Genomic DNA, 25,090 nt, shown 5'->3' with positions numbered 1-25,090 from the left:
TACCACGGCAGGCGCGCCACTTCGCTCACTCGTACAAGGGTCACCCGTCATGACGCAGTCTCCTTCCGCCGCCATGGAGTCACTGAGTGTCGCGCTCGGCGAGCGCACCTACCCCATCCATATCGGCGCCGGGCTGCTCGACGATCCGGGCTGCCTGCTGCCCTATCTGGCCGGGCGCCAGGTGATGATCGTCACCAACGCGACCGTCGCCCCGCACTATCTCGACCGGCTTCGTCACACCCTGAGCGGGGCCGATCTCGAGGTGTGCGAGGTGATCCTGCCCGACGGCGAGGCGACCAAGACCCTGGCCTCGGTGGAGCGCATCTGGGATGCGCTGCTGGCGGCCGGCTTCAACCGCCGCTGCACCCTCGTCGCCCTCGGCGGTGGGGTCATCGGCGACATGGCCGGCTACGCCGCGGCGAGCTACCAGCGCGGGGTCGCCTTCATCCAGGTGCCGACCACGCTGCTGGCCCAGGTCGACTCCTCGGTGGGGGGCAAGACCGGGGTCAACCATCCGCGCGGCAAGAACATGATCGGCGCCTTCTGGCAGCCGCGTGCGGTGCTGATCGATACCCAGACCCTGGCGACGCTGCCCGAGCGCGAGCTTTCGGCGGGGCTGGCCGAGGTGATCAAGTACGGCCTGATCTGGGATGCTGCCTTTCTCGACTGGCTCGAGCGCGAAATGCCAGCCCTGCGCGCGCTGGACGCCGCCGCGATCCGCCACGCCATTCGCCGCAGCTGCGAGATCAAGGCGGAGATCGTCGCCGAGGACGAGACCGAGCAGGGCGTGCGTGCGCTGCTCAATCTCGGCCACACCTTCGGTCACGCCATCGAGGCGCACCAGGGTTACGGCAACTGGCTGCATGGCGAGGCAGTGGGTGCCGGCATGGCCATGGCCGCGGCACTGTCGGCCGAGCGCGGCTGGCTCACCGGCGCCGAGGTCGAGCGTATCGGAGCGGTGCTGGCGGCGGCGGGGCTGCCGCGGGTGGCGCCCGCCGCCATGGGTGTCGATGACTTCCTCGAGCGCATGCGTCTGGACAAGAAGAATCTCGACAGCCGCCTGCGGCTGATCCTGCTCGAGGCGCTGGGGCGCGCCGCGATCCATGACGACACCGATCCGGCCATGCTCGAACGCCTGATCGAGCGTTTCCCCCGCGCCTGAGCGGGCGCCACGCCGCCGAATATCCCGCCCGTGCGGTGGTCGCCATGCCCGCCGTGGCGGTGCCATCGGCGTCTTTCCGACTGGGGCGGGCGTAGGCCCATCTGCCGTGCCGGAGAGCGACGCCGTGGCGCGCCTCACGCCGCGGCGTCGCTCCCAAGACATCATTCCCAAGACGTCGCGCCCAGGGTGTGCCTGTGGCCCCGCCGGCGCGCGCTTCCGCCAGGCTGTCTTCTTCGCTGCGCTATCCTTATCGCTGTCACCGCGCTGACCGGCCCTCTCCCTGACGGGCGTGTTCGCCCTGCTGCGTACCCGCGATCTGGTGGGTAGCATCGCGACGGCAGTCTCAGGGTGGGGTCATGCATGCAATTGGCATGAAGTATGTCGTATCGGCATGGGGTGAGGGGGTGATTCGTGTGTGTCGATGCGTGTCGAGGCTAGTATTTAGACTTTAGTCGAAGATGCCTCTCTAAGCCGTTGAGCTGTCAGGTAATTTTTTTAGTTATAAATATAAGTCCTCGATTTTCAATGGTTTTATCGCAGAGGGTGGGGCGGCGCGCGATTGCGTTGCGGCGGGGGAGTGGCTATTCTGGGCGGCCTTTTGACGCCGTTCCACGGCGCCAGCGTCGCAGCGAGGTGGCGCTGAAAGCCGACAGTTAGAGCAGTCGGAAATAACAACAAACCTTATATTATCTCCCTGTATTTTACCGAACGCAAGTTCCCTTGTTCTGTGAGGCACGCCCATGATGAGAGGTCTTCACCAGCCCGGCGAATTCCGCGACAACTGCGGCTTCGGACTGATTGCGCACATGGAGGGGCAGGCCAGTCACGATCTGCTCGAGACGGCGATCGAGTCGTTGACGTGCATGACCCACCGTGGCGGTATCGCCGCCGACGGCAAGACCGGCGACGGCTGCGGACTGTTGCTCAAGATGCCGGTCGGCTTCATGCGCGAAGTGGCGCAGGAGGCGCTGGGCGTGGCGCTGGGCGAGCGCTTCGCCGTCGGTTGCGTGTTCTTCGCCGATGACGATGCCCGCGAAGCCGAGGCACGCCAGGTGCTCGAGCGCGAACTCGAGGCCCGCGGCCTGGCGGTCAAGGGCTGGCGCGACGTGCCCACCGATCCCAGCGTGTGCGGTCCGATGGCACTCGACTGCCTGCCGCGCATCCGCCAGGTGTTCGTCGAGGGCGACCCTTCGCAGTCGGATGCCGCCTTCAACGTCGAGCTGTTCATGGCGCGGCGTCTGGCCGAGCAGGCGCTGCGCGGCGACGAGGAGTTCTACGTCTGCTCGCTGTCGTCCAAGGTGGTCTCCTACAAGGGCCTGATGATGCCCGCCGATCTGCCCACCTTCTTCCAGGATCTGGGCGATCCGCGGCTGGAGACGGCGATCTGCGTCTTCCACCAGCGCTTCTCCACCAATACCGCCCCGCGCTGGCCGCTGGCGCAGCCGTTCCGCTTCATGGCGCACAACGGCGAGATCAACACCATCGAGGCCAACCGCAGCTGGGCCAATGCGCGCAAGGCCAACTTCGTCAGCCCCCTGTTGCCGGATATCGAGGGCCTCGACGAGATCGTCAACACCACCGGTTCCGACTCGTCGAGCATGGACAACATGCTCGAGGTGCTGCTCACCGGCGGCATGGACCTCTACAACGCGGTGCGCATGATGGTGCCGCCGGCGTGGCAGAACGTGGAGACCATGGATGGCGACCTGCGCGCCTTCTACGAGTACAACTCCATGCACATGGAGGCGTGGGACGGTCCTGCCGGCATCGTCATGACCGAGGGCCGCCATGCGGTGTGCATGCTCGACCGCAACGGTCTGCGTCCGGCGCGCTGGGTGATCACCGACAACGGCTATATCACTCTTTCCTCCGAGATCGGGGTATGGAACTACGCGCCCGAATCGGTGGTGGCCAAGGGGCGCGTGGGCCCGGGGCAGATCCTGGCGGTCGATACCGAGACCGGTGAGGTGCTGCACACCGACGATATCGACCAGCGGCTCAAGTCGGCCTATCCCTACAAGCGCTGGCTCAAGGAGCACGCCCACTATCTCGAGTCGGCGCTGACCGAGCTGGCGCGCTTCCAGCCGATGCCCCTCGACGAGCTCAACGTCTATCAGAAGATGTTCTCGGTCACCAACGAGGAGCGCGACCAGCTGCTGCGTCCGCTGGCCGAAAGCGGCCAGGAGGCGGTGGGGTCGATGGGCGACGACACGCCGATGGCGGTGCTGTCGCGTCATAATCGCCTGCTCACCGACTTCTTCCGCCAGAAGTTCGCCCAGGTCACCAATCCGCCGATCGACCCGCTGCGCGAGGCGATCGTGATGTCGCTGGAGACTTGCTGCGGGGCCGAGCTCAATGTCTTCGAGGCGACCCCGGAGCACGCCAACCGGCTGATCCTGACCACGCCGATCCTGTCGCCGCGCAAGTTCACCGCGCTCGTCGAGCAGGATGACCCGGCGTTCGCGCCGGTGCGTCTGCCGCTGCACTACGATCCCGAGACCACCACGCTGCGTCAGGCGCTGCACACGCTGTGCCAGCGTGCGGAGCAGGCCGCCCGCGATGGCAAGGTGCTGCTGGTGCTGTCGGATGCCGAGCTGGAACAGGGCAAGCTGCCGATTCAGTCGCTGCTCGCCACCGGTGCGGTGCACCACCATCTGGCCCGGCTGGCGCTGCGTCCGCGGGTCAATCTGGTGGTCGAGACCGGCTACGCCCGTGATGCCCATCAGATGGCGGTGTTCTTCGGTGTCGGCGCCACCGCGATCTACCCCTACCTGGCCTATCAGGTGATGGCGGACATGCACCGCACCGGTGAGCTGGTGGGCAACCCGGCGGATGCCCGCGAGAACTATCGCAAGGGTATGCAGAAGGGGCTCTACAAGATTCTGTCGAAGATGGGCATTTCGCAGATCTCCTCCTACCGCGGCTCGCAGCTGTTCGAGGCGGTGGGCCTGGGCAGCGAGGTGATGCAGACCTGCTTCGCCGGGATGATGTCGCGGATCGAGGGCACCGGCTTCAGCGAGCTGCAGATGCAGCAGGAGCTCTCCGCCCGCGACGCCTGGATTCCGCGCAAGGGGCTCAAGCAGGGTGGGTTGGTCAAGTTCGTGCATGGTCACGAGTACCACGCCTACAACCCGGATGTGGTGATGAAGCTGCAGCAGGCGGTGCAGCAGGGGGATTACACCCAGTGGAAGGCGTTTGCACGGCTGGTCAACGAGCGCCCGGTGGCTACGGTGCGCGATCTGCTCGCGCTCAAGCCGGCCCCTGAACCGCTGCCCCTCGACGAGGTGGAGCCGGTCGAGGCGCTGCTGCCGCGCTTCGACAGCGCCGGCATGTCGCTCGGGGCACTCTCGCCGGAGGCCCACGAGGCGCTGGCCCAGGCGATGAACGAGACCGGCGGGCGCTCCAACTCGGGTGAAGGTGGCGAGGATCCGGCGCGCTACGGCACCATCCGCTCCTCCAAGATCAAGCAGATCGCCTCAGGGCGCTTCGGCGTCACCCCGGCCTATCTGGTCAATGCCGAGGTGCTGCAGATCAAGGTCGCCCAGGGCGCCAAGCCCGGCGAGGGCGGTCAGCTGCCCGGTGGCAAGGTCAACGAGATGATCGCGCGGCTGCGCTACGCGGTGCCCGGCGTGACCCTGATCTCGCCGCCGCCGCACCACGACATCTATTCGATCGAGGATCTGGCGCAGCTGATCTTCGACCTCAAACAGGTCAACCCGGCGGCCCAGGTCTCGGTCAAGCTGGTCTCCGAGCCGGGCATCGGCACCATCGCCACCGGGGTGGCCAAGGCCTACGCCGACCTGATCACCGTCTCCGGCTATGACGGCGGCACCGCGGCGAGCCCGATCACCTCGATCCGCCACGCCGGCAGCCCGTGGGAGCTGGGCCTGCCCGAGGTGCACCAGGCGCTGCGCATCAATGGCCTGCGCGACAAGATCCGGCTGCAGACCGACGGTGGGCTCAAGACGGGCCTCGACGTGGTCAAGGCGGCGATCCTCGGCGCCGAGAGCTTCGGCTTCGGCACCGCGCCAATGGTCGCGCTGGGCTGCAAGTACCTCAAGATCTGCCATTTGAACAACTGCGCCACCGGTGTCGCCACCCAGCACCAGGAGCTGCGTGACGAGCACTTCCGCGGCACCGTCGATATGGTCAAGCACTACTTCCGCTTCATCGCCGAAGAGGTGCGCGAGCTGATGGCGCTGCTCGGAGTGCGCAAGCTCACCGACCTGATCGGACGCACCGATCTGCTCGAACGTCTCGAGGGCGAGACACCGGCACAGCGCAAGCTCGACCTGACCCCGCTGCTGGCCAACGATTTCGTCCCCGCGGACGCGCCGCAGTTCTGCCAGGTCAGCCGCAACGTGCCGCACGACCCCGGCGCCAAGAACCAGGAGCTCTACGACGCCCTGATCGGCGCGATCGAGGCCAAGTCCGGCGGCGAGTTCACCTTCCAGATCACCAACTGCGACCGCTCGGTGGCGGCACGGGTCTCCGGCGAGATCGCCAAGCGCTACGGCGAGGCGGGGCTCGAGGATGCGCCGATCACGGTGCGCTTCACCGGGGTGGCGGGGCAGAGCTTCGGGGTGTGGAACGCCCGCGGTCTGTATCTCTACCTGGAGGGTGACGCCAACGACTACGTCGGCAAGGGCATGAACGGCGGCAAGGTGGTGATCACGCCGCCGCGGGCCAGCCGCTTCAAGAGCCACGAGACGGCGATCATCGGCAACACCTGCCTCTACGGCGCCACCGGCGGCAAGCTGTTCGCCGCGGGCATGGCCGGCGAGCGCTTCGGTGTGCGCAACTCCGGCACCCACGCGGTGATCGAGGGCGCGGGCGATCACTGCTGCGAGTACATGACCGGGGGCCTGGTCTGCGTGCTGGGCAAGACCGGCATCAACTTCGGTGCGGGCATGACCGGTGGCTTCGCCTATGTGCTCGACGAGGATCGCGGCTTCGTCGATCGTTACAACCATGAGCTGGTGGAGATCCACCGCATCAACACCGAGTCGATGGAGGCCTACCGCCGCCATCTGCGCGAGGTGATCACCGAGTACGTGGCGGAGACCGGTTCCCAACGGGGGCGCGAGATCCTCGAGGACTTCTCCGACTTCATCCGCCACTTCTGGCTGGTCAAGCCCAAGGCTGCGAGCCTCAACGGCCTGCTGGCCCAATCCAGGCGCCAGCCGGAATAAATAAGAAGCGGCGTCAGCCCGAGTGATGCAGCGCACGGCATCAATGCTTGGGTAGGCGAATCACGGCGTTGCATGGTGCCCGGAGCCCCGCCAGGACCCGATCGGCGGTGGCCCCGGGGCGCCGGGCGCCTCGGGGCACTGAACCGCCCCGGTTCGACCTGCTCGCCGATCGAGTCAGCCTCGATCGGCTACCCGGATTAAGTCGCGGCTCGAGCGCCGCGCAAAGCGCTGGCGGAGCCGGCGCGAGTGAGGAGAGAGATCATGGCAAACCGTTTGAGCAACGATTTTCAGTTCATCGACGTCGGCCGACGCGATCCGCAGAAGAAGGACGCCCGCAGCCGCGCCAAGGAGTTCGCGGAGATCTACGAGCCGTTCCGCCCCAGCGAAGCGGCCAGCCAGGCGCACCGCTGTCTGCACTGCGGCAATCCTTACTGCGAGTGGAAGTGTCCGGTCCACAACTACATTCCCAACTGGCTCAAGCTGGTCAGCGAGGGCAACATTCTGGAGGCGGCGGAGCTCTCCCACCGCACCAACTCGCTGCCCGAGGTGTGCGGTCGGGTGTGCCCCCAGGATCGGCTGTGCGAGGGCGACTGTACCCTCAACGACGGCTTCGGCGCGGTCACCATCGGCTCGGTGGAGAAGTACATCACCGATACCGCCTTCGCCATGGGCTGGCGCCCGGACCTGTCCAAGGTGAGCTGGACCGACAAGCGTGTCGCCATCGTCGGTGCCGGGCCGGCCGGTCTCGGCTGTGCCGACATCCTGGTGCGCAACGGGGTCAAGGCGGTGGTCTATGACCGCTACCCCGAGATCGGTGGCCTTTTGACCTTCGGTATCCCCGAGTTCAAGCTCGAGAAGCACGTGATGGAGCGCCGTCGCGCGGTGTTCGAAGAGATGGGCGTGGAGTTCCGGCTCGGCACCGAGATCGGTCGCGACGTCACCTTCGAGCAGCTGCACGACGAGTACGATGCGGTGTTCCTCGGCATGGGCACCTACAAGTACATGGTCGGCGGCTTCCCCGGCGAGGAGATGGAAGGGGTCTACAAGGCGCTCGACTTCCTGATCGCCAACGCCAACCACTACCTCGGCTTCGAGAAGGACCCCGCGGACCACGTCTCCATGGCCGGCAAGCGGGTGGTCGTGCTGGGTGGCGGCGATACCGCCATGGACTGCAACCGCACCTCGATCCGCCAGGGCGCGGCCAGCGTCACCTGTGCCTATCGCCGCGACGAGGAGAACATGCCCGGCTCCAAGCGCGAGGTAGCCAACGCCCGCGAGGAGGGGGTCGACTTCCTGTTTAACCGCCAGCCGGTGGCGGTGGTCGGCGAGGGCAAGGTCGAGGGCGTCAAGCTGGTGCGCACGCGCATGGGCGAACCCGACGCCAACGGCCGCCGCAGCGCCGAGGTGGTGCCGGGCTCCGAGGAGATCCTGGCCTGCGACGCGGTGATCATCGCCTTCGGTTTCCAGCCCAGCGAGATCGAGTGGTTCGAGACTCACCAGATCGAGGTCGACGATCGCGGCCGGGTGCTGGCGCCGGAGATTCCGGCGCAGATGGAGCGCTTCGCCTACCAGACCAGCAACGAAAAGGTGTTCGCCGGCGGTGACATGGTGCGCGGCTCCGACCTGGTGGTCACGGCGATCTACGAAGGGCGTCAGGCCGCCGAGGGGATCCTTGACTATCTCAAGGTATGATAGCGAGAGCTCAAGGTGTGACAACGAGCGCTCAAGCCGTGACAGCGAGCGCTCAGGGTATCATCGCGAGAGCGCGCGACTCGGCGACGCGGCAGATGGCCACTCGGGGTGGTGTCGGCGGCGCCGAATCGCTAGAGTGGCGCGCTTTCCCTGCATCGCAAACGCCAAAGGTGACCGCATGATCCGACTCGAACGCAATATTCTCGACCAGGCCAATACGCTGATGCGCACGCTGGAAGATCACGTGCTCGACAGCGATGTCGCCGACGCCGATCAGGCGAGCGCGGTGTGCCGCCAGCTGGAAGCGCTGCTGGCACTGGGCAAGACCCGTGACAGTGGCATGTCCGACGAGTGTGCCGGCATGCTCGAAGAGATCGAGCGTCGCTCCCGGGTGATGGCCGCCCGCCTGCCGACGGCCTGAGCCGTCGGCAACCGGCGGACGCATCTCGCGTGCCGCTCACGCCAGCGGAATGCGTCCGGTGAGCGTGGCGGCATCCTGCGGCCCGGGCTCGGCGAGCACCTCACGCGCGGCGTCGAGCGGCGCCTCGTCGAAGCCGAGCAGCAGTACCCCCACCACCCGGCCCGCCTCCAGGTAGTAGTAGATTCCCTTGTCGTCGGCGCTGTCGGCGACGATCTCCAGCGTGGCGTCGAGCCGCCCCAGCGCCTTCCAGGCGATATCGAAGACGTTGGAGTAGAAGTAGGGCGTGTGGGTGTAGGCTTCGTCGCTGCCGGCCATGATGCGCCCGACCGCGGCGCCCTGGCAGTTGGCGTTGTCGACGTGTTCGGCGTGCCAGCGCCCGAGGATGCGGTCGGGGTAGGTGGCGACGTCGCCGGCGGCGTAGATCGCGGCGTCGGCGGTGCGCAGCCGCTCGTCGACCAGGATGCCCCCGTCGACCTCGAGCCCGGCCGCCTGCGCCAGCTCGGTGCACGGCTCGACCCCGAGTCCCAACATCACGCCGTCGGCGGCGAGTTCGCTGCCGTCGTCGAGTTCGAGCGTGACCGTGCCGTCGACCTCGCGCCCCGTCTTCACCGTGCGCCCGCTGAGCAGTGCCACGCCGCGGTCGAGGTAAGTCTGGTGCAGGCGGTCGGCGACCTCGGCCGGCAGCATGCCGCCGCCCAGTACCGGTTCCGGGCAGATCAGGGTGACGCGGCAGTCGTTCTGGATCAGCGCCGCGGCCAGCTCGCTGCCGATATAGCTGCCGCCGACCACTGCGATATGGCGGCCTGCGCCCGCCAGCCGGCGCAGATGGTCGTAGTCATCGACGCTGCGGAAGTAGCGCACCCGTTCGCTCTCGGCCAGATCCAGGCGGATCGGTTCGCAGCCGGTGGCGAGCAGCAGCTGGCCATAGCCGAAGGTCTCGCCGGTGCGGGTGGTGACTTTTCGCGCCTGGCGGTCGATGGCGCTGACCCGGGTGTCGACGTGGAGCGTGGTGCCGGGGTCCTGCTCCGGCTGCATCCAGATCTTGTCGTAGCCGAAATCGGGATCGGTCCAGAGCTTCTTGGAGAGCGCCGGGCGGGTCACTGGCCCGCGGGACTCGGCGCCCAGAATGCCGATGCTGCCCTCGCTGTCGCGCTCGCGGATGCCGTCGACGGCGTTGGCGGCGACCATGCCGGCGCCGACGATGAGATAGTCATAGCGTTGCATATCCACTCCCTGGTTGGCTGGTGGCGGGCGCCCCATCCCTCCCCGATGGCGACGCCGGGAACTCGCGTTCGGGCCGCGTGACGGCACCGATAGCCTCAGCGTAGTTCACCCCTGCGCCGACGTGGCGCGAAACCACGGGGAGAGGCAGCGGCCTACGACTGCGGTAGAATGCGCGGCGGTCCGCGGCGCCAGGCGTCGCGCGCCTGTCCTTCCAGGATTTGCACGAAAACCCGGCGAGCGTAGGCAGTTTTCGTGCAAAGCCTGAGTCCGAACGATTGCCCCCGACGGGGGCAGAGCGCCGGCGCTGGCCGGCCTGACGCCCTGGAGAACGCACCCGATGTCATCCTGGTTTCCGCACTGGCGCCGCGTCGACGCCAAGCGTGTCGCCCTGGTCGCCCCCGACGAGACGCTCCCCGCCCCGCAGACCCTATTGATGGGGATCCAGCACGCCGTGGCGATGTTCGGCTCCACCGTGCTGGCGCCGCTGCTGATGGGTTTCGACCCCAATCTGGCGATCCTGATGTCGGGGATCGGTACGCTGCTGTTCTTTGTCGTCGTCGGCGGTCGGGTGCCCAGCTATCTGGGCTCCAGCTTCGCCTTCATTGGTGTGGTGATCGCGGTCACCGGCTATGCCGGTAGCGGCGCCAACCCCAATATCGGCGTGGCACTGGGCGGCATCATCGCCTGCGGGGTGCTCTACGCCCTGGTCGGACTGGTGGTGATGGCGCTGGGCACGCGCTGGATCGACGTGCTGATCCCGCCGGTGGTGACCGGCGCCATCGTCATGACCATCGGCCTCAACCTGGCCCCGGTGGCGGTGGCTAATGTCGCCGGCTCCACCTTCGATTCGCTCATGGCGCTGGTGACCGTGCTCTGCATCGGACTGGCGGCGGTACTCACCCGGGGCATGCTGCAGCGGCTGCTGATCCTGATCGGGCTGATTGCCGCCTATGCGATCTACGCGCTGGTCACCAACGGCTTCGGCTGGGGCACGCCGATCGACTTCTCGGTGATCAGCGCCGCCCCCTGGCTGGGGATGCCTACCTTCAGTGCGCCGCATGTCGATCCCCATGCCATGGTCCTGATCGCCCCGGTGGCGGTGATCCTGGTGGCCGAGAACCTGGGGCACATCAAGGCGGTGGGCGCGATGACCGGGCGCGATCTCGACCCCTACATCGGGCGCGCCTTCTTCGCCGACGGCGTGGCCACCGTGGTCTCGGGCAGTGCCGGCGGCACCGGCGTCACCACCTATGCCGAGAACATCGGCGTGATGGCGGTGACCAAGGTCTATTCGACGCTGATCTTCGTTGCCGCCGCCGGTTTCGCCATCCTGCTGGGCTTCTCGCCGCGTTTCGGCGCGCTGATCCAGACTATCCCCGGCCCGGTGCTGGCGGGGGCTTCGATCGTGGTGTTCGGGCTGATCGCGGTGGCCGGCGCGCGCATCTGGGTGCAGAACGCGGTCGATCTGGGTGACACCACCAACCTGATCGTGGTGGCGGTGACGCTGGTGCTGGGCGCGGGCAACTTCTCGCTGGCCCTCGGGGGCTTTACTCTGGATGGCATCGGTACCGCCACCTTCGGTGCCATTGGCCTGCATGCGCTGCTGCGTTATGGCGTGGGCAGACGCCAGCCCGACGCCCAGTCCTAGAATAGGTACGCCAAGCCGGCCCGCCGAGGTCGCCGTATCGGCGGCCGCTCGATCAATGCCATGGGTAACCCGCATGAGAGACTCCCAAGCCAGTGACCCGCAGTCGGGCGAGCAGTCGCTCGCGATGACCCGCGAGGTGCTCGAACAGGACCGCCTGCGCAGTTACTTCGAGCGCACCTATCCCGACGTGCCGCTGACCTCGCCGGCGGCGCTGACCGCCTCCATCCGCGAGATGCTGGCGAGCGTGCCCGAGCCCGCCCGCGGGCTCGATGGCGTCTATCTGTTCGCCTACGGCTCGCTGATCTGGAACCCCTGCGTCGAGGTCGCCGAGCGCCACACCTGCCGGCTCTACGGCTATCATCGCGACTTCTGCCTCAAGCTCGAGCACGGCCGTGGTACGCCCGAGTCCCCGGGGCTGATGCTGGCGCTGGCGCCGGGGGGCTCGTGCCGTGGGGTGGCGCTGCGGGTGCCGGCGGCCAACCTGGAGCGTGAGCTGACCCTGGTCTGGCGCCGCGAGATGCTCACCGGCGCCTATCAGCCGCGCTGGGTGCGGCTGGCCAGCGATATCGGCACTCTGTGGGGCATCGCCTTCGTGATCAATCCGGCCCATGACCGTTACATCGGGCGTCAGTCCGACGAGACGGTGATCCAGCTGCTGCGCACCGGCCGCGGCGTGCTCGGCTCGTGCCGCGAGTATCTCGACAACACGGTCAGTGATCTCCACGCTCTGGGTATCCGCGACCATCGCCTGGAGCGGCTGCAGCGGGCGGTGCACGGCTGAGCGGCGCTTTCGCGCTGCGCAAATTGAGCCGGCGGCCGCTCTCTGGTAGTCTGGCGTCCCATCCTGGCCCGACTTTCTCCCCCGGGTCTTTCTCACGGCTTTACGACCACGATTCGACAGGTTTTCCATGACACGATATATCTTCGTGACCGGCGGCGTTGTGTCCTCTTTGGGCAAGGGCATTGCTGCGGCCTCGCTGGCGGCCATTCTCGAGGCCCGCGGCCTCAAGGTGACCATTCTCAAACTGGATCCGTACATCAACGTCGATCCGGGCACCATGAGTCCGTTCCAGCATGGCGAGGTGTTCGTCACCGAGGATGGCGCGGAAACCGACCTCGACCTGGGCCACTACGAGCGCTTCATCCGCACCAAGATGACCCAGAGCAACAACTTCACCACCGGCCGCGTCTACGAGCACGTGCTGCGCAAGGAGCGCCGGGGTGACTATCTCGGCGGTACGGTGCAGGTGATCCCGCACATCACCGACGAGATCAAGCACCGCGTGATCAAAGGGGGAGAAGGGTACGACGTGGCGCTGGTGGAGATCGGCGGCACCGTCGGGGACATCGAGTCGCTGCCGTTCCTGGAGTCGATCCGCCAGCTGCGCAGCGAAGTCGGGGCCAGCCGTGCGCTGTTCATGCACCTGACCCTGGTGCCCTACATCAAGACCGCCGGTGAGACCAAGACCAAGCCGACCCAGCACAGCGTCAAGGAGCTGCGCTCGATCGGTATCCAGCCGGACATCCTGATCTGCCGCAGCGAAGTCGAGCTGGAGGAGAGCGAGCGGCGCAAGATCGCGCTGTTCACCAACGTCGAGGAGCGCGCGGTCATCCCGCTGCAGGATGCCGACACCATCTATCGCATTCCGCTGATGCTGCACGAGCACGGCCTCGACGACATCGTCTGCGACAAGCTGCGCCTGGATGCGCCGGCCGCCGACCTGGGCGAATGGGTCCATGTGCTCGACGCCAAGCTCAACCCGCTCAAGTCGATCAATATCGCCATGGTCGGCAAGTACATGGAGCTGCTCGACGCCTACAAGTCGCTCAACGAAGCGCTGACCCATGCCGGTATCCAGACCCGGGTGAAGGTCAACGTCGAGTACATCGACTCCGAGCTGATCGAGCGCCACGGCACCGAGCGCCTGGCCGGCAAGGATGCCATTCTGGTGCCCGGCGGCTTCGGCGAGCGTGGTGTCGAGGGCAAGATCGCCACCGCCCGCTTCGCCCGCGAGAACGGCATTCCGTATCTGGGCATCTGTCTCGGCATGCAGGTGGCGGTGATCGAGTTCGCCCGCCATGTGGCCGGCTGGGCCGATGCCAACTCCACCGAGTTCACCCGCGACACCCAGCACCCGGTGGTCGGCCTGATCACCGAGTGGATCAACGCAGAGGGTCAGATCGAGCTGCGTGACGAAGCCTCCGACCTGGGCGGCACCATGCGTCTGGGCGGTCAGGAGTGCCAGCTCACCTCCGGCTCCCGGGCGCACACGATCTACGGCCTGGATGCCATCACCGAGCGCCATCGCCACCGCTTCGAGGTCAACAACCAGTTCATCGGCGAGCTGGAGAAGGCCGGTCTGGTGATCTCCGGCAAGAGCGGCGATCAGTCACTGGTGGAGATGATCGAGCTGCCCGATCACCCCTGGTACGTGGCGTGCCAGTTCCACCCGGAGTTCACCTCCACGCCGCGCGACGGCCACCCGCTGTTCACCGGCTTCGTCAATGCGGCGCTGGAGCACAAGGCGAACCGCCAGCGGCAGCAGGGCGCGAGCCACCAGGAGTGACCACGGCGGGGGATGAAGCGATTCATCCCCCGCTCTCTTTGTGGGGGGGCATACTCTCTTCGGGCCCGTACTGCCTTTTCGGGATTCGTGCGCGCTTCTCGGTGTGCACAGATGGCCGCGAAACTCCGCTCGGCGTCTCGTCGCACCGCCGAAAGCTGGTAACATGAGTCCGCTTTTCCGCATCCGGCGCGCGGCTGTGCCGGACGCTTCACGCTCACTGCTTGAGTTTTTCAACCGACAGGACGACGTAACATGGCTGAGATCGTTGATATCCGCGCCCTCGAAGTGCTCGATTCCCGAGGTAACCCGACCGTTCAGGCTCAGGTCGTTCTGAGCGGTGGCATCAGCGCCAGCGCCTGTGCGCCGAGCGGCGCCTCCACCGGCTCGCGTGAAGCCCTCGAGCTGCGCGACGGCGACAAGAGCCGCTACCTGGGCAAGGGCGTGCTCAAGGCGGTGGAGGCCGTCAACGGTCAGATCCGCGAGCGCCTGGTGGGGATGGATTCATGCGATCAGCGCGCGCTGGACCAGGCCATGCTCGATCTCGACGGCAGCGACAACAAGGCCAACCTGGGCGCCAACGCCATCCTCGCGGTGTCGCTGGCGGCGGCCAAGGCCGCGGCGATCGCCAAGGGCGTGCCGCTCTACGCCCATATCGCCGAGCTCTATGGTCAGCCGGGTCACTACCTGATGCCGGTGCCGATGATGAACATCCTCAACGGCGGCGAGCATGCCGACAACAACGTCGACATCCAGGAGTTCATGGTCCAGCCGGTGGGCGCGCCCAACTTCCGCGAGGCGCTGCGCATGGGGGCCGAGATCTTCCACGCGCTGAAGAAAGTGCTGTCGGCCAAGGGGCTCTCCACCTCGGTGGGTGACGAGGGCGGCTTCGCTCCCAATCTGGCCTCCAACGCCGAGGCGCTGGCGGTGATCAAGCAGGCGGTCTCCGACGCCGGTTACACCCTGGGCAAGGACGTCACCCTGGCCCTCGACTGTGCTTCCAGCGAGTTCTACAAGGACGGCACCTACGATCTCTCCGGCGAAGGCAAGTCCTATGACGCCGCCGGCTTCGCCGACTACCTTGCCGAACTCTGCGACGCCTACCCGATCGTCTCGGTCGAGGATGGCATGGACGAGTCCGACTGGGATGGCTGGAAGGCCCTCACCGAGAAGCTCGGTGATCGCGTGCAGCTGGTCGGCGACGATCTCTTCGTCACCAATACCCGCATCCTCAAGCGCGGTATCGACGAGCAGATCGGCAACTCGATCCTGATCAAGTTCAACCAGATCGGCTCGCTCTCCGAAACGCTGGACGCGATCAAGATGGCCCAGGACGCCGGCTTTACCGCGGTGATCTCGCACCGCTCCGGCGAGACCGAAGACACCACCATCGCCGACCTCGCCGTGGGCACCGCCGCCGGCCAGATCAAGACCGGCTCGCTGTGCCGCTCCGATCGCGTGGCCAAGTACAACCGCCTGCTGGTGATCGAGCAGGAGCTCGAAGGCAAGGTATCCTACCCGGGGCTGAAGGCGATCAAGGGCCAGTAACGCAAGGGCCAGTCACGGATCGTCGAGTCGGGCACTGTTGAGAGGGTGCCCGGCTTGCGGCAGCACCGGCGATCGGGCTGTGTTCGCCCGACGCAAGAAGGCCGCTCGATGAGCGGCCTTCTTGCGTTCTTCGGCAGCGGGCGTCCGATTGCGTCCGATTTGCGTAATAGCAAATCAGCGTTCGAGCAGCTCGATCTTGTTGGACTTGCCATCCCACTCCTTGGCATCTTCCGGCGGCGCCTTCTGCTCGGTGATATTGGGCCACACTTCGGAAAGCTCCGCATTGAGTTCGATGAACTTCTCCTGACCCGCCGGCAGCTCGTCTTCCGAGAAGATCGCCTCGGCGGGGCACTCCGGCTCGCACAGGGCGCAGTCGATGCACTCGTCGGGGTGGATGACGAGGAAGTTCGGGCCCTCATAGAAGCAGTCCACCGGGCAGACTTCGACGCAGTCGGTGTATTTGCACTTGATGCAGTTCTCGGTGACGACGAACGTCATGGGTGATCTCTCCTATTGCCGGGGCGGATACGCGGCTGGCCCCGCTTTTTCTCGGTCACGGTCCCTGGGTCGCGGCCTCTACCGGCCACTTTTATTACACTTGCTACCCGCTCACGACTCCCCGTTCTGTTCGTAGCGGGGTATCTGCCATGCGCACGCGGATGCCACGTTCGAATGGCGCCATATTCTAGGCGTCGCCTGCCGGAAGCGGCAAGTTGAGGCTGGGAACGTCTGGGAATGGTGTTATACCGCGGCGGGCCTGCCCGGCCCGCCGCGGGGTTACTGTCGGGCCTTCCACTCGTAGAGCAGTTCCAGCGCCGCACGCGGGGTGAGCGCATCGACGTCGAGGGACTCCAGCGCCTCGACCAGCGGATGCGGCGGTGCCGCGAACAGGTCCGCCTGCTGCGGGGCGGCGGCGTGGGCGGCCACGCCGCGCTCGGCGGGGGCGACCGGGGGCTGCTCGAGGCTGGCCAGCTTCTCCCGCGCGCGGGCGATCACCGGCTGTGGCACGCCGGCCAGCTGGGCCACCTGGAGACCGTAGCTCTGGCTCGCCGGCCCCTCCTCGACCCGGTGCATGAAGACGATGCCCTCCTTGTGCTCGGCGGCGGTGAGGTGGACATTGGCCACCGTCTCCTGCTGCTCGGCCAGGGCGGTCATCTCGAAGTAGTGGGTGGCGAACAGGGTGAAGGCACGCGCCCGGGCCAGATGCTCGGCGCTGGCCCAGGCCAGCGAGAGGCCATCGAAGGTGCTGGTGCCGCGGCCGATCTCGTCCATCAGTACCAGGCTCTCGGCGGTGGCGTTATGGAGGATGCTGGCGGTCTCGGTCATCTCGACCATGAAGGTCGAGCGGCCGCCGGCGAGGTCGTCGCTGGAGCCGATACGGGTGAAGATGCGATCCACCGGACCGATCTCGGCGCGCTCGGCGGGCACGAAGCTGCCGGTATGTGCGAGCAGGGCGATCAGCGCGGCCTGGCGCATGTAGGTCGACTTGCCGCCCATGTTGGGGCCGGTGATCACCAGCATGCGGCGGGCGTCGTCGAGCGCCAAGTCGTTGGGCACGAAGGGGTGCTGGCTGACGTGCTCGACCACCGGGTGGCGGCCGCCGATGATCTCGAAGCCGGGCGTCTCGCCGAGCTGCGGGCGGACGAAGTCGAGACTCCGTGCGCGCTCGGCGAAGGTGCAGAGCACATCCAGCGCGGCCAGCGCCCGGGCGGTGGCCTGTAGAGCGTCGAGCTCGGCGTTGAGGGTCTCGATCAGCCCCTCGTAGAGCAGCTTTTCGCGCGCCAGGGCCCGCGACTTGGCCGACAGCGCCTTGTCCTCGAACTCCTTGAGTTCGGGAATGATGAAGCGCTCGGCGTTCTTCAGTGTCTGCCGCCGGATATAGTCCACCGGCACCTCGCGGGCCTGGGCCCGGGGGATCTCGATATAGTAGCCGTGGACCCGGTTGTAGCCGACCTTGAGCCCGGCCAGGCCGGTGCGCTCGCGCTCGCGCAGTTCGAGCTTCACCAGGTAGTCGCCGGCGTGTTCGGCCAGGCCGCGGTACTCGTCGAGCTCGGCGTCGAAGCCTTCGCGGATCACGCCGCCGTCGCGTATCACCACCGGCGGGTTGTCGATCAGCGCCTGGCTGAGGGTCGCCGCCGTCTCCGGGTAGGGGCGAATGTGCCGGGCCAGGTCGTCGAGAGCGCTGTCGCCCTCGATCGCGCCCAGCGCGCTCTGCAGCTGGGGCAGTGCATTGAGTGCGTCGCGCAGGCGGGCCAGATCCCGCGGGCGGGCGCTGCGCAGGGCGACCCGGGCGAGGATGCGCTCGACGTCGCCGACCTCGCTCAGGATCTCGCGCAGAGCCAGATGGTCGTCCTGTTCCAGCAGCAGCTGCACCGCCGCCTGGCGCGCGCTCACCTGGGCGCGATCGCGCAGCGGCCGGTTGAGCCAGCGCTTGAGCAGGCGCGACCCCATCGGCGTGGTAGTGGTGTCGAGCACGCTGGCCAGGGTGTTGTCGCCGCTGCCGCCGAGATTGATGTCGATCTCCAGGTTGCGGCGGCTGGCGGCGTCGATCACCACCGCGTCGTCGCGGCTCTCGATGTTCAGCGCATTGACGTGGGGCAGGCGTGAACGCTGGGTGTCGCGGGCGTAGTCGATCAGCACCCCGGCGGCGACCAGCGCGACCTCCAGATGGGTGCAGCCGAAGCCGCGCAGATCGGCCACCTGGAACTGGTCGCACAGCAGGCGGTTGGCGGTCTCCAGATCGAAGTGCCAGTCGTTCTGACGGCGCAGACCGGTGCGCTCGGTCAGCGCCGGCGGCAGGTCCTGGGTTTCGGCGGCGAGCAGCTCGGCTGGCTGCAGGCGATGGATCTCGGCCTGCATGTCGGCCTCGCCGTCGACCTCGAGCACCGCGAAGCGGCCGCTGGAGAGTTCCAGCCAGGCGATGCCCCAGCGCTCGCCGTGGCGGTGCAGGGCCACCAGCAGATTGTCGCGGCGCTCGTCCAGCAGCGCCTCGTCGTGCAGTGTGCCGGGGGTGACGATACGCACCACCCGGCGCTCGACCGGGCCCTTGCTGGTGGCGGGGTCGCCGATCTGCTCGCAGATCGCCACCGACTCGCCCGAGCGCACCAGCCGTGCCAGGTAGGATTCGGCGCTGTGATAGGGTACGCCGGCCATGGGAATCGGGGAGCCGGCGGACTGGCCGCGCGCGGTCAGGGTGATGTCGAGCAGCTTGGCGGCACGCTTGGCATCGTCGTAGAACAGTTCGTAGAAATCGCCCATGCGGTAGAAGAGCAGCACCTCGGGGTGCTCGCGCTTGATCTTGAGGTACTGCGCCATCATCGGCGTGTGCTGCTGGGCTTTGCTGGCGGCCGTATCCTGCATGGCTTTAGGAGGCTCTCTCGGTATCGTGGGGCATCAATGGGGCACGAGCCTCGCCGGGGGCGCCGCGGCCTCGGGCCGGTCCGCGGCGAGGCGCGAGGCAGGGCCCGGGCCGGCGGCGCCGGCGAAGCATGGAGAAAGGCTGAAGGTTATCACGGGGGTCAGCGTCGCTGCATCGCCGATCGCCGGGCGGGGGTGACGCCGGTTCATGCCCGAGGTGTAGTGTTTTCAGTCTCGCTGGCGGCGAGCGAATCGTTACAGTGGGTGAAATCAGCATCGAGGACCCCCTCATGGCCCGTCTGGTGCTCAATCACCTCAGTGACTCCACGTTCAGGCTGCTCTCGATCGAGGCCAACCGGCGCAACGTCAACGTCAGCGAACTGGCGGTCATCCTGCTCGAGATCGCGGTCGCCGATCTGTGTGCCGGGGGGCACGCGCAGCCGCTGCCGCCCACCTACCCGCGCGACGCCGAATAGCCGCCCGCGTGGGTGCGTTCGTTGATTGAGCGCGTTGCGTCGGCGCGCAAAGCTCGCATACTACTCACCTGAGATTACTCGCATACCATCACTGGCATGACACGACGCGCCTGCCCGGCAGACGAGACCGGTGCAGCGCCCGAGCCGCAGGAGACGCCATGAGCTTGCCCACCGACCATCCGCTGCCTCCCGGCAGTGATCAGGACCCGCAGGTGCTTGCCCGACGCCTGGGTGAGGCGTGCCTGGCCGCCGGCTGCTTCGTCACCACGGCGGAGTCGTGTACCGGCGGCGGCGTGGCCGAGGCGATCACCGCGATCGCCGGCAGTTCGGGCTACTTCGCCAGCGGCTACGTCACCTACGCCAATGCCGCCAAGCAGCGCATGCTGGGGGTGTCCGAGCAGACGCTCGCGGCGCACGGCGCGGTCAGCGCAGCCACGGTGCGCGAGATGGTCGCCGGCGCCTGCCGCGACAGCGGCGCCGAGCTCGGTGTGGCGATCAGCGGTGTGGCCGGCCCTGGCGGCGGCGGCGCCGAGAAGCCGGTGGGCACGGTGTGGTTCGCCTGGGGCGACGCCGAGGCCCAGCGGGTGGCGTGCTTCCGGCTGCCGGGGGAGCGTGCCACGGTGCGCGCGCAGGCGGTAGCGATCGCCCTGGCGGGGTTGCTCGAATCCCTCGTCGCCGAGGCCTGAGCGGCACTTGGCGCTGGCCTCGCCGGGCGCGATCCCGGAAAATGCAGCGACGCATGCGGAAAATCGACGCGAGGATATAGGCGCGAGCGATTTTTTTCGCCATACTACTGGCTAATCATACAGTGATCGGGCGGCCTGGCCGTCTCGCCCGTCGCCGCGGATTCCCGAGCCGAGCCGGCTGACGGAGTGTCCAGAGGCGGCGGGCTCACTTTTCCGGCCGCCACTCCACGACGCCAGCTTTCCAAGGCTCGTCTTCGACGCACTCACAGGAGACTTTCATGGCACAGGACGAAAACCGCAGCAAGGCACTCAGCGCGGCTTTGTCGCAGATCGACCGCCAATTCGGCAAAGGCACCGTGATGCGTCTGGGCGACACGCCACGCACCGCCATCCCGGTGGTTTCGACCGGTTCGCTGGGACTGGACATCGCTCTCGGTGTGGGTGGTCTGCCCTATGGCCGCGTGGTCGAGATCTTCGGCCCCGAATCCTCGGGCAAGACCACCCTGACCCTGTCGGTGATCGCCCAGGCTCAGAAGCAGGGCAAGACCTGCGCCTTCATCGACGCCGAGCACGCGCTCGATCCGAGCTACGCCGAGAAGCTGGGGGTCGACCTCGACCAGCTGCTGGTGTCGCAGCCGGACACCGGCGAGCAGGCGCTGGAGATCTGCGACATGCTGGTGCGCTCCGGCGGCGTCGACGTCATCATCATCGACTCGGTGGCAGCGCTCACCCCGCGCGCCGAGATCGAGGGCGAGATGGGCGACTCCCACGTCGGCCTGCAGGCGCGTCTGATGTCGCAGGCACTGCGCAAGATCACCGGCAACATCAAGAACGCCAACTGCATGGTGGTGTTCATCAACCAGATCCGCATGAAGATCGGCGTGATGTTCGGCAGCCCCGAGACCACCACCGGCGGCAACGCGCTGAAGTTCTACTCCAGCGTGCGTCTCGACATTCGCCGCATCGGCTCGGTCAAGCAGGGTGACGAGGTCACCGGTAACGAAACCCGGGTCAAGGTGGTCAAGAACAAGGTGGCGCCGCCGTTCCGCCAGTCCGAGTTCCAGATTCTCTACGGCAAGGGCATCTACCATGCCGGCGAAGTGATCGATCTGGGCGTGCAGTGCAGCCTGGTCGACAAGGCCGGTGCCTGGTACAGCTACAAGGGCAGCAAGATCGGTCAGGGCAAGGCCAACGCGGCCCAGTACCTGGAGGAGAATCCGGCGATCATGACCGAGATCGAGGATCAGATTCGCGCCCAGCTGCTGGCTGTCGCCGCGCCCAAGGAGAAGGAAAAAGAGAAGGAAGCCGAGGCTGCGGCCGACGACGCCAACGACTCGCTGCTGTAGATCGAAATGTAGGCGAAGGTTGGATTGAAGTCGGCGAAGGTTGGGTCGAGGGAAAGATTGGTGTTCAGGTCGGCGCCGAGGAGGGCGGCACGCCATGGCTGATGCTGCTGACATCCCACCCCGGGAGCGGGCGATCGCGCTGCTGGCGCGCCGCGAGTACAGCCGCGCCGAGCTCGAGCAGCGTCTGGCGGCCAAGGGCGTCGAGCGTGATGAGATCGCCGTCACCCTGGATGCGCTGGCCGCGGAGGGGTTGCAGTCCGACACGCGCTTCGCCGAGATCTTCGTGCGCTCCCGGGTGCAGCTCGGTCACGGCCCGGTGCGGATCCGCGGTGACCTGGCCCAGCGCGGGATCGACGACGCCCTGGCGGCGCTGGCGTTCGAGGCGGAGGCGCCGGACTGGCAGGACCTGGCGTGTCAGGCCCTGGCCAAGCGCTTCACGGGGCCCGGTAGCACGCCCCGGGAACGGGCCAAGCGCGAACGCTTCCTGGCCGGTCGCGGATTCGGCTTCGATCAGGTGCGCCACGCCATGCGCCACGCCTGGGAGGATTGAGCCTCCGGGCTGGTTGGCGTGGCGCCGCTCTTTCACTGGCTTGCGCGCTCTTTCTTGCCCCGCGCGTGCGCTCTTCGTCTCACGCGCCTTGCCTTGGCGCTTCATTCTCAGCCTCACCTGGCAGCGCACCCTTGGTGCGCTGCTCTCGCATCGTTTCTTCTCGACCCTCGCACCGTGCCCCTCTCGCCGCGATCCTTTCGCAGAGTCTCTTCACCTCGCCCCCAGCGCCACGCTCCTTCATCGCAGCTGTTGTGCGCGCCGCTGTCTGCGTTCTCCTCCTCACGGGTGACAGGACGCCTGCCCATCAGGGGCATGGTGCACGCCGGAGAGGGGGATCCGACCCGCCCGGCAGTGGCGAATGGCGGCGACATGGGTGTCGCACTCGACAGACTCACAGTCGACCACGTTATACTAACGCGCCTTGCGATGGCCGCAGGGGGCAGCGCCTTGCCCGCTGAGACGGCCGTCTGCGCGTCGCCACGTGGTCCGTTTGCCGCCGTGGGCACGCCTATCGTCACGGACTTTCGCCAAGGTCCTTCGCCGGGGTCTCTTGTCACGGACTCTCGCCATGGACTCTGCCACGGACTCTCGCTACGGATTGTTTATGAAAAGCGCAGCTATCAGACAGGCTTTCCTGAACTACTTCGAGGAGCGCGGACACACCATCGTGCCTTCTGCCTCTCTGGTGCCGGAAAACGACCCGACGCTACTCTTCACCAACGCCGGCATGGTGCCGTTCAAGGATGTCTTCCTGGGGCGCGACCCACGGCCTTACGTGCGCGCCACCTCGGCCCAGCGCTGCGTGCGCGCCGGCGGCAAGCACAACGACCTCGATAATGTCGGCTACACCGCGCGCCACCACACCTTCTTCGAGATGATGGGCAACTTCAGCTTCGGCGACTACTTCAAGCCCGATGCGATCCGCTTTGCCTGGACCTTCATCACCGAGGTGCTGGGGCTGCCCAAGGAGCGTCTGTGGGTCACCGTGCACCACAGCGACGAAGAGGCGGCGACCATCTGGGTCGACGAGATCGGCGTCGATCCGGCGCGGGTGTCGCGGCTCGACGAGGACAACTTCTGGCAGATGGGCGACACCGGCCCGTGCGGCCCGTGCTCTGAGATCTTCTACGACCACGGCCCCGAGGTGTGGGGTGGCCCGCCGGGAAGCCCGGAAGAGGACGGCGACCGCTACATCGAGGTGTGGAACCTGGTCTTCATGCAGTTCGACCGGGATGCCAACGGCGAGCTGCACCCGCTGCCCAAGCCGTCGATCGATACCGGCATGGGCCTGGAGCGCATGGCGGCGGTGATGCAGGGCGTGCACTCCAACTACGAGATCGATCTGTTCCAGGCGCTGCTGGCGGCGGCCGCCGAGCTCACCGGTCACGCCGATACCACCACGCCGTCACTGCGCGTGATCGCCGACCACATTCGCTCCTGCGCCTTCTTGATCGTCGATGGCGTGCTGCCCTCCAACGAGGGGCGCGGCTACGTGCTGCGGCGGATCATCCGCCGCGCCATCCGCCACGGTCACAAGCTCGGCGCCAGCGGCACCTTCTTCCACAAGCTGGTGGCGGCGCTCGACGCCGAGATGGGTGAGGCCTATCCCGAACTGCGCCAGGCGCGGGAGCAGATCGAACGCGTGCTGCTCAAGGAGGAGGAGCAGTTCGCACGGACTCTCGACCACGGCATGGGGCTGCTCGAAGCGGCGCTCGCCTCCCTCGACGGTGAGGTACTGTCGGGCGAGACGGTGTTCAAGCTCTATGACACCTACGGCTTCCCCTATGACCTGACCGCCGATGTCTGCCGCGAGCGCGGCGTGACCCTCGACGAGGCCGGCTTCGAGCGCGAACTGGAAGCGCAGCGCCAGCGTGCCCGCGCCGCCAGCCAGTTCGGTGGCGACTACGAGGCCGCGTTGAACCTCGAGGGCAGCACCGAGTTCACAGGCTACGACCGGCTGGAGGATCACTCCCGGGTCACTGCGATCGTCGACGCCGAAGGCAACGAGCGCGTGACCCTCGAAGCGGGGCAGAAAGGGGTGGTGGTGCTCGACCGCACGCCGTTCTACGCCGAGTCCGGCGGTCAGGTCGGCGACACCGGCTATCTGCGCGGCGATGGCGCGCGCTTCCAGGTCACCGACACGCGCAAGCAGTCGGGCCATCACCTGCACGAGGGCGTGCTGCTCGAGGGTGAGCTGAGCGTGGGGCAGACGCTGACCCCGCAGGTCGACGCCTCGCTGCGCCAGGCCACGATGCGCAATCACTCCGCCACCCACCTGCTGCACGAGGCGCTGCGGCGGACCCTGGGCGATCATGTCCAGCAGAAAGGGTCGCTGGTGAGCGCCGAGCGCCTGCGCTTCGACTTCAGCCACTTCGAGCCGGTGACGCCGAATCAACTGGCGGAAATCACCCGCATCGTCAACGCTGAGATCCTGGCCAACGCGCCGACCCACACCGAGCAGATGACCCTCGACCAGGCCAAGGCCAAGGGCGCGCAGGCGCTGTTCGAAGCCAAGTACGCCGATTCCGTGCGCGTGCTGACCATCGGCAGCGACGACTTCTCGATCGAGCTGTGCGGTGGTACCCACGTGGCGCGTACCGGTGATATCGGGCCGTTCCATATCGTCGCGGAGTCCGGCACCGCCGCTGGTGTGCGCCGTATCGAAGCGGTCACCGGGCACCAGGCGCTGGCGTGGTTCGCCGCCCAGGAGCGCGAGCTGAACGCCGTGGGCGCGCGGCTCAAGGCGCGCCCGGAGCAGGTGGTCGAGCGGCTGGACAGCGTGCTCGAACGTCAGCGCACGCTGGAGAAGGAGCTCGAGCGGCTCAAGGCCAAGCTGGCCAGCGCGGCCGGCAACGAGCTGCTCGACGCCGTACGCGACGTCGCCGGCGTGCGCGTGCTCGCCACCCGTATCGAAGGGGTCGGGGGCAAGGAGCTGCGCGGCCTGCACGACCAGCTCAAGCAGAAACTGGGCTCTGGCGTGCTGGTGCTCGGCGCGGCGCAGGAGGGCAAGGTCAGCCTCATCGCCGGGGTCACCGACGACCTCACCGGGCGTCTGAAGGCGGGGGAACTGGTCAACCACGTGGCAGCCCAGGTCGGTGGCAAGGGCGGCGGGCGTGCCGACATGGCGCAGGCCGGCGGCAGCGACCCGAGCCAGCTGCCGCAGGCGCTCGACAGCGTGCATGCGTGGGTGGCCGATCAGTTGGGCTGAACCGACATACACGGCG

At 67.2% G+C, this 25,090-nt stretch carries 16 protein-coding genes; 13 read left to right on the top strand and 3 right to left on the bottom strand.

Going from position 1 to position 25,090, the window contains the following annotated elements; genetic code table 11:
- Nucleotides 1-49: 49 nt before the first annotated feature.
- The 4 genes from aroB to DOM67_RS08085 all read left to right on the top strand — a co-directional run bounded on the left by aroB (nucleotide 50) and on the right by DOM67_RS08085 (nucleotide 8,467).
- A complete protein-coding gene (gene aroB / locus DOM67_RS08100) occupies nucleotides 50-1,162 on the top strand; it encodes a 3-dehydroquinate synthase (protein WP_110675114.1) in 1,113 nt (370 codons plus the stop codon).
- Between the two features lie 740 nt (nucleotides 1,163-1,902).
- Entirely contained in the window at nucleotides 1,903-6,354 is a 4,452-nt protein-coding gene (gltB, locus tag DOM67_RS08095) for a glutamate synthase large subunit (protein WP_110675113.1), read from the top strand.
- A gap of 261 nt (nucleotides 6,355-6,615) precedes the next feature.
- Nucleotides 6,616-8,046: an FAD-dependent oxidoreductase gene (locus DOM67_RS08090; protein ID WP_110675112.1), complete on the top strand. Its 1,431-nt coding sequence runs from the start codon at nucleotides 6,616-6,618 to the stop codon at nucleotides 8,044-8,046.
- Between the two features lie 178 nt (nucleotides 8,047-8,224).
- Nucleotides 8,225-8,467 carry a hypothetical protein gene (locus tag DOM67_RS08085; protein WP_110675111.1) on the top strand — a complete coding sequence of 81 codons (243 nt, stop codon included), beginning with the start codon at nucleotides 8,225-8,227 and terminating at the stop codon, nucleotides 8,465-8,467.
- Between the two features lie 36 nt (nucleotides 8,468-8,503).
- On the opposite strand, the gene DOM67_RS08080 is transcribed toward DOM67_RS08085, so the two are convergent.
- Nucleotides 8,504-9,691, bottom strand: coding sequence for an NAD(P)/FAD-dependent oxidoreductase (locus DOM67_RS08080; protein WP_110675110.1), 1,188 nt, complete (start codon nucleotides 9,689-9,691; stop codon nucleotides 8,504-8,506).
- Between the two features lie 337 nt (nucleotides 9,692-10,028).
- On the opposite strand from DOM67_RS08080, the gene DOM67_RS08075 reads away from it, so the two are divergent.
- The 4 genes from DOM67_RS08075 to eno all read left to right on the top strand — a co-directional run bounded on the left by DOM67_RS08075 (nucleotide 10,029) and on the right by eno (nucleotide 15,451).
- On the top strand, nucleotides 10,029-11,339 hold the full coding sequence (locus DOM67_RS08075) for a solute carrier family 23 protein (protein WP_110675109.1): 1,311 nt from the start codon (nucleotides 10,029-10,031) through the stop codon (nucleotides 11,337-11,339).
- A gap of 73 nt (nucleotides 11,340-11,412) precedes the next feature.
- Nucleotides 11,413-12,120 carry a gamma-glutamylcyclotransferase gene (locus DOM67_RS08070; protein WP_157958811.1) on the top strand — a complete coding sequence of 236 codons (708 nt, stop codon included), beginning with the start codon at nucleotides 11,413-11,415 and terminating at the stop codon, nucleotides 12,118-12,120.
- Nucleotides 12,121-12,247: 127 nt separating this feature from the next.
- A complete protein-coding gene (locus DOM67_RS08065) occupies nucleotides 12,248-13,906 on the top strand; it encodes a CTP synthase (protein ID WP_110675107.1) in 1,659 nt (552 codons plus the stop codon).
- A gap of 252 nt (nucleotides 13,907-14,158) precedes the next feature.
- Nucleotides 14,159-15,451, top strand: a complete 1,293-nt coding sequence (eno, locus tag DOM67_RS08060; protein WP_110675106.1) for a phosphopyruvate hydratase — start codon at nucleotides 14,159-14,161, stop codon at nucleotides 15,449-15,451.
- Nucleotides 15,452-15,625: 174 nt separating this feature from the next.
- Here the strand turns inward: eno and fdxA are convergent, their stop codons facing one another.
- Together fdxA and mutS are read right to left on the bottom strand one after the other, a co-directional pair.
- Entirely contained in the window at nucleotides 15,626-15,949 is a 324-nt protein-coding gene (gene fdxA / locus DOM67_RS08055) for a ferredoxin FdxA (RefSeq protein ID WP_110675105.1), read from the bottom strand.
- Between the two features lie 279 nt (nucleotides 15,950-16,228).
- The gene (mutS, locus tag DOM67_RS08050) at nucleotides 16,229-18,811 is read right to left on the bottom strand and encodes a DNA mismatch repair protein MutS (RefSeq protein WP_110675104.1); all 2,583 of its coding nucleotides are present in this window, start codon (nucleotides 18,809-18,811) and stop codon (nucleotides 16,229-16,231) included.
- A 287-nt stretch (nucleotides 18,812-19,098) separates the two neighbouring features.
- On the opposite strand from mutS, the gene DOM67_RS08045 reads away from it, so the two are divergent.
- From DOM67_RS08045 to alaS, 5 genes are all read left to right on the top strand, one after another.
- Entirely contained in the window at nucleotides 19,099-19,284 is a 186-nt protein-coding gene (locus DOM67_RS08045; protein WP_110675103.1) for a hypothetical protein, read from the top strand.
- A gap of 158 nt (nucleotides 19,285-19,442) precedes the next feature.
- Nucleotides 19,443-19,970 (top strand): nicotinamide-nucleotide amidohydrolase family protein, encoded by a 528-nt coding sequence (locus tag DOM67_RS08040; protein WP_110675102.1) that lies wholly within the window; start codon nucleotides 19,443-19,445, stop codon nucleotides 19,968-19,970.
- 278 nt (nucleotides 19,971-20,248) lie between these two features.
- Entirely contained in the window at nucleotides 20,249-21,316 is a 1,068-nt protein-coding gene (gene recA, locus DOM67_RS08035) for a recombinase RecA (RefSeq protein WP_035475546.1), read from the top strand.
- A 94-nt stretch (nucleotides 21,317-21,410) separates the two neighbouring features.
- A complete protein-coding gene (locus DOM67_RS08030) occupies nucleotides 21,411-21,866 on the top strand; it encodes a regulatory protein RecX (RefSeq protein ID WP_110675101.1) in 456 nt (151 codons plus the stop codon).
- 604 nt (nucleotides 21,867-22,470) lie between these two features.
- Nucleotides 22,471-25,074: an alanine--tRNA ligase gene (alaS, locus tag DOM67_RS08025; RefSeq protein ID WP_110675100.1), complete on the top strand. Its 2,604-nt coding sequence runs from the start codon at nucleotides 22,471-22,473 to the stop codon at nucleotides 25,072-25,074.
- The last annotated feature ends 16 nt before the right edge of the window (nucleotides 25,075-25,090 follow it).

This window comes from Salinicola sp. RZ23 (assembly GCF_003206675.1).
Classification (GTDB): domain Bacteria; phylum Pseudomonadota; class Gammaproteobacteria; order Pseudomonadales; family Halomonadaceae; genus Salinicola; species Salinicola endophyticus.
The sequence above is the reverse complement of the archived record's forward strand: the minus strand, read 5'-3'. Positions and strand labels throughout refer to the sequence as shown.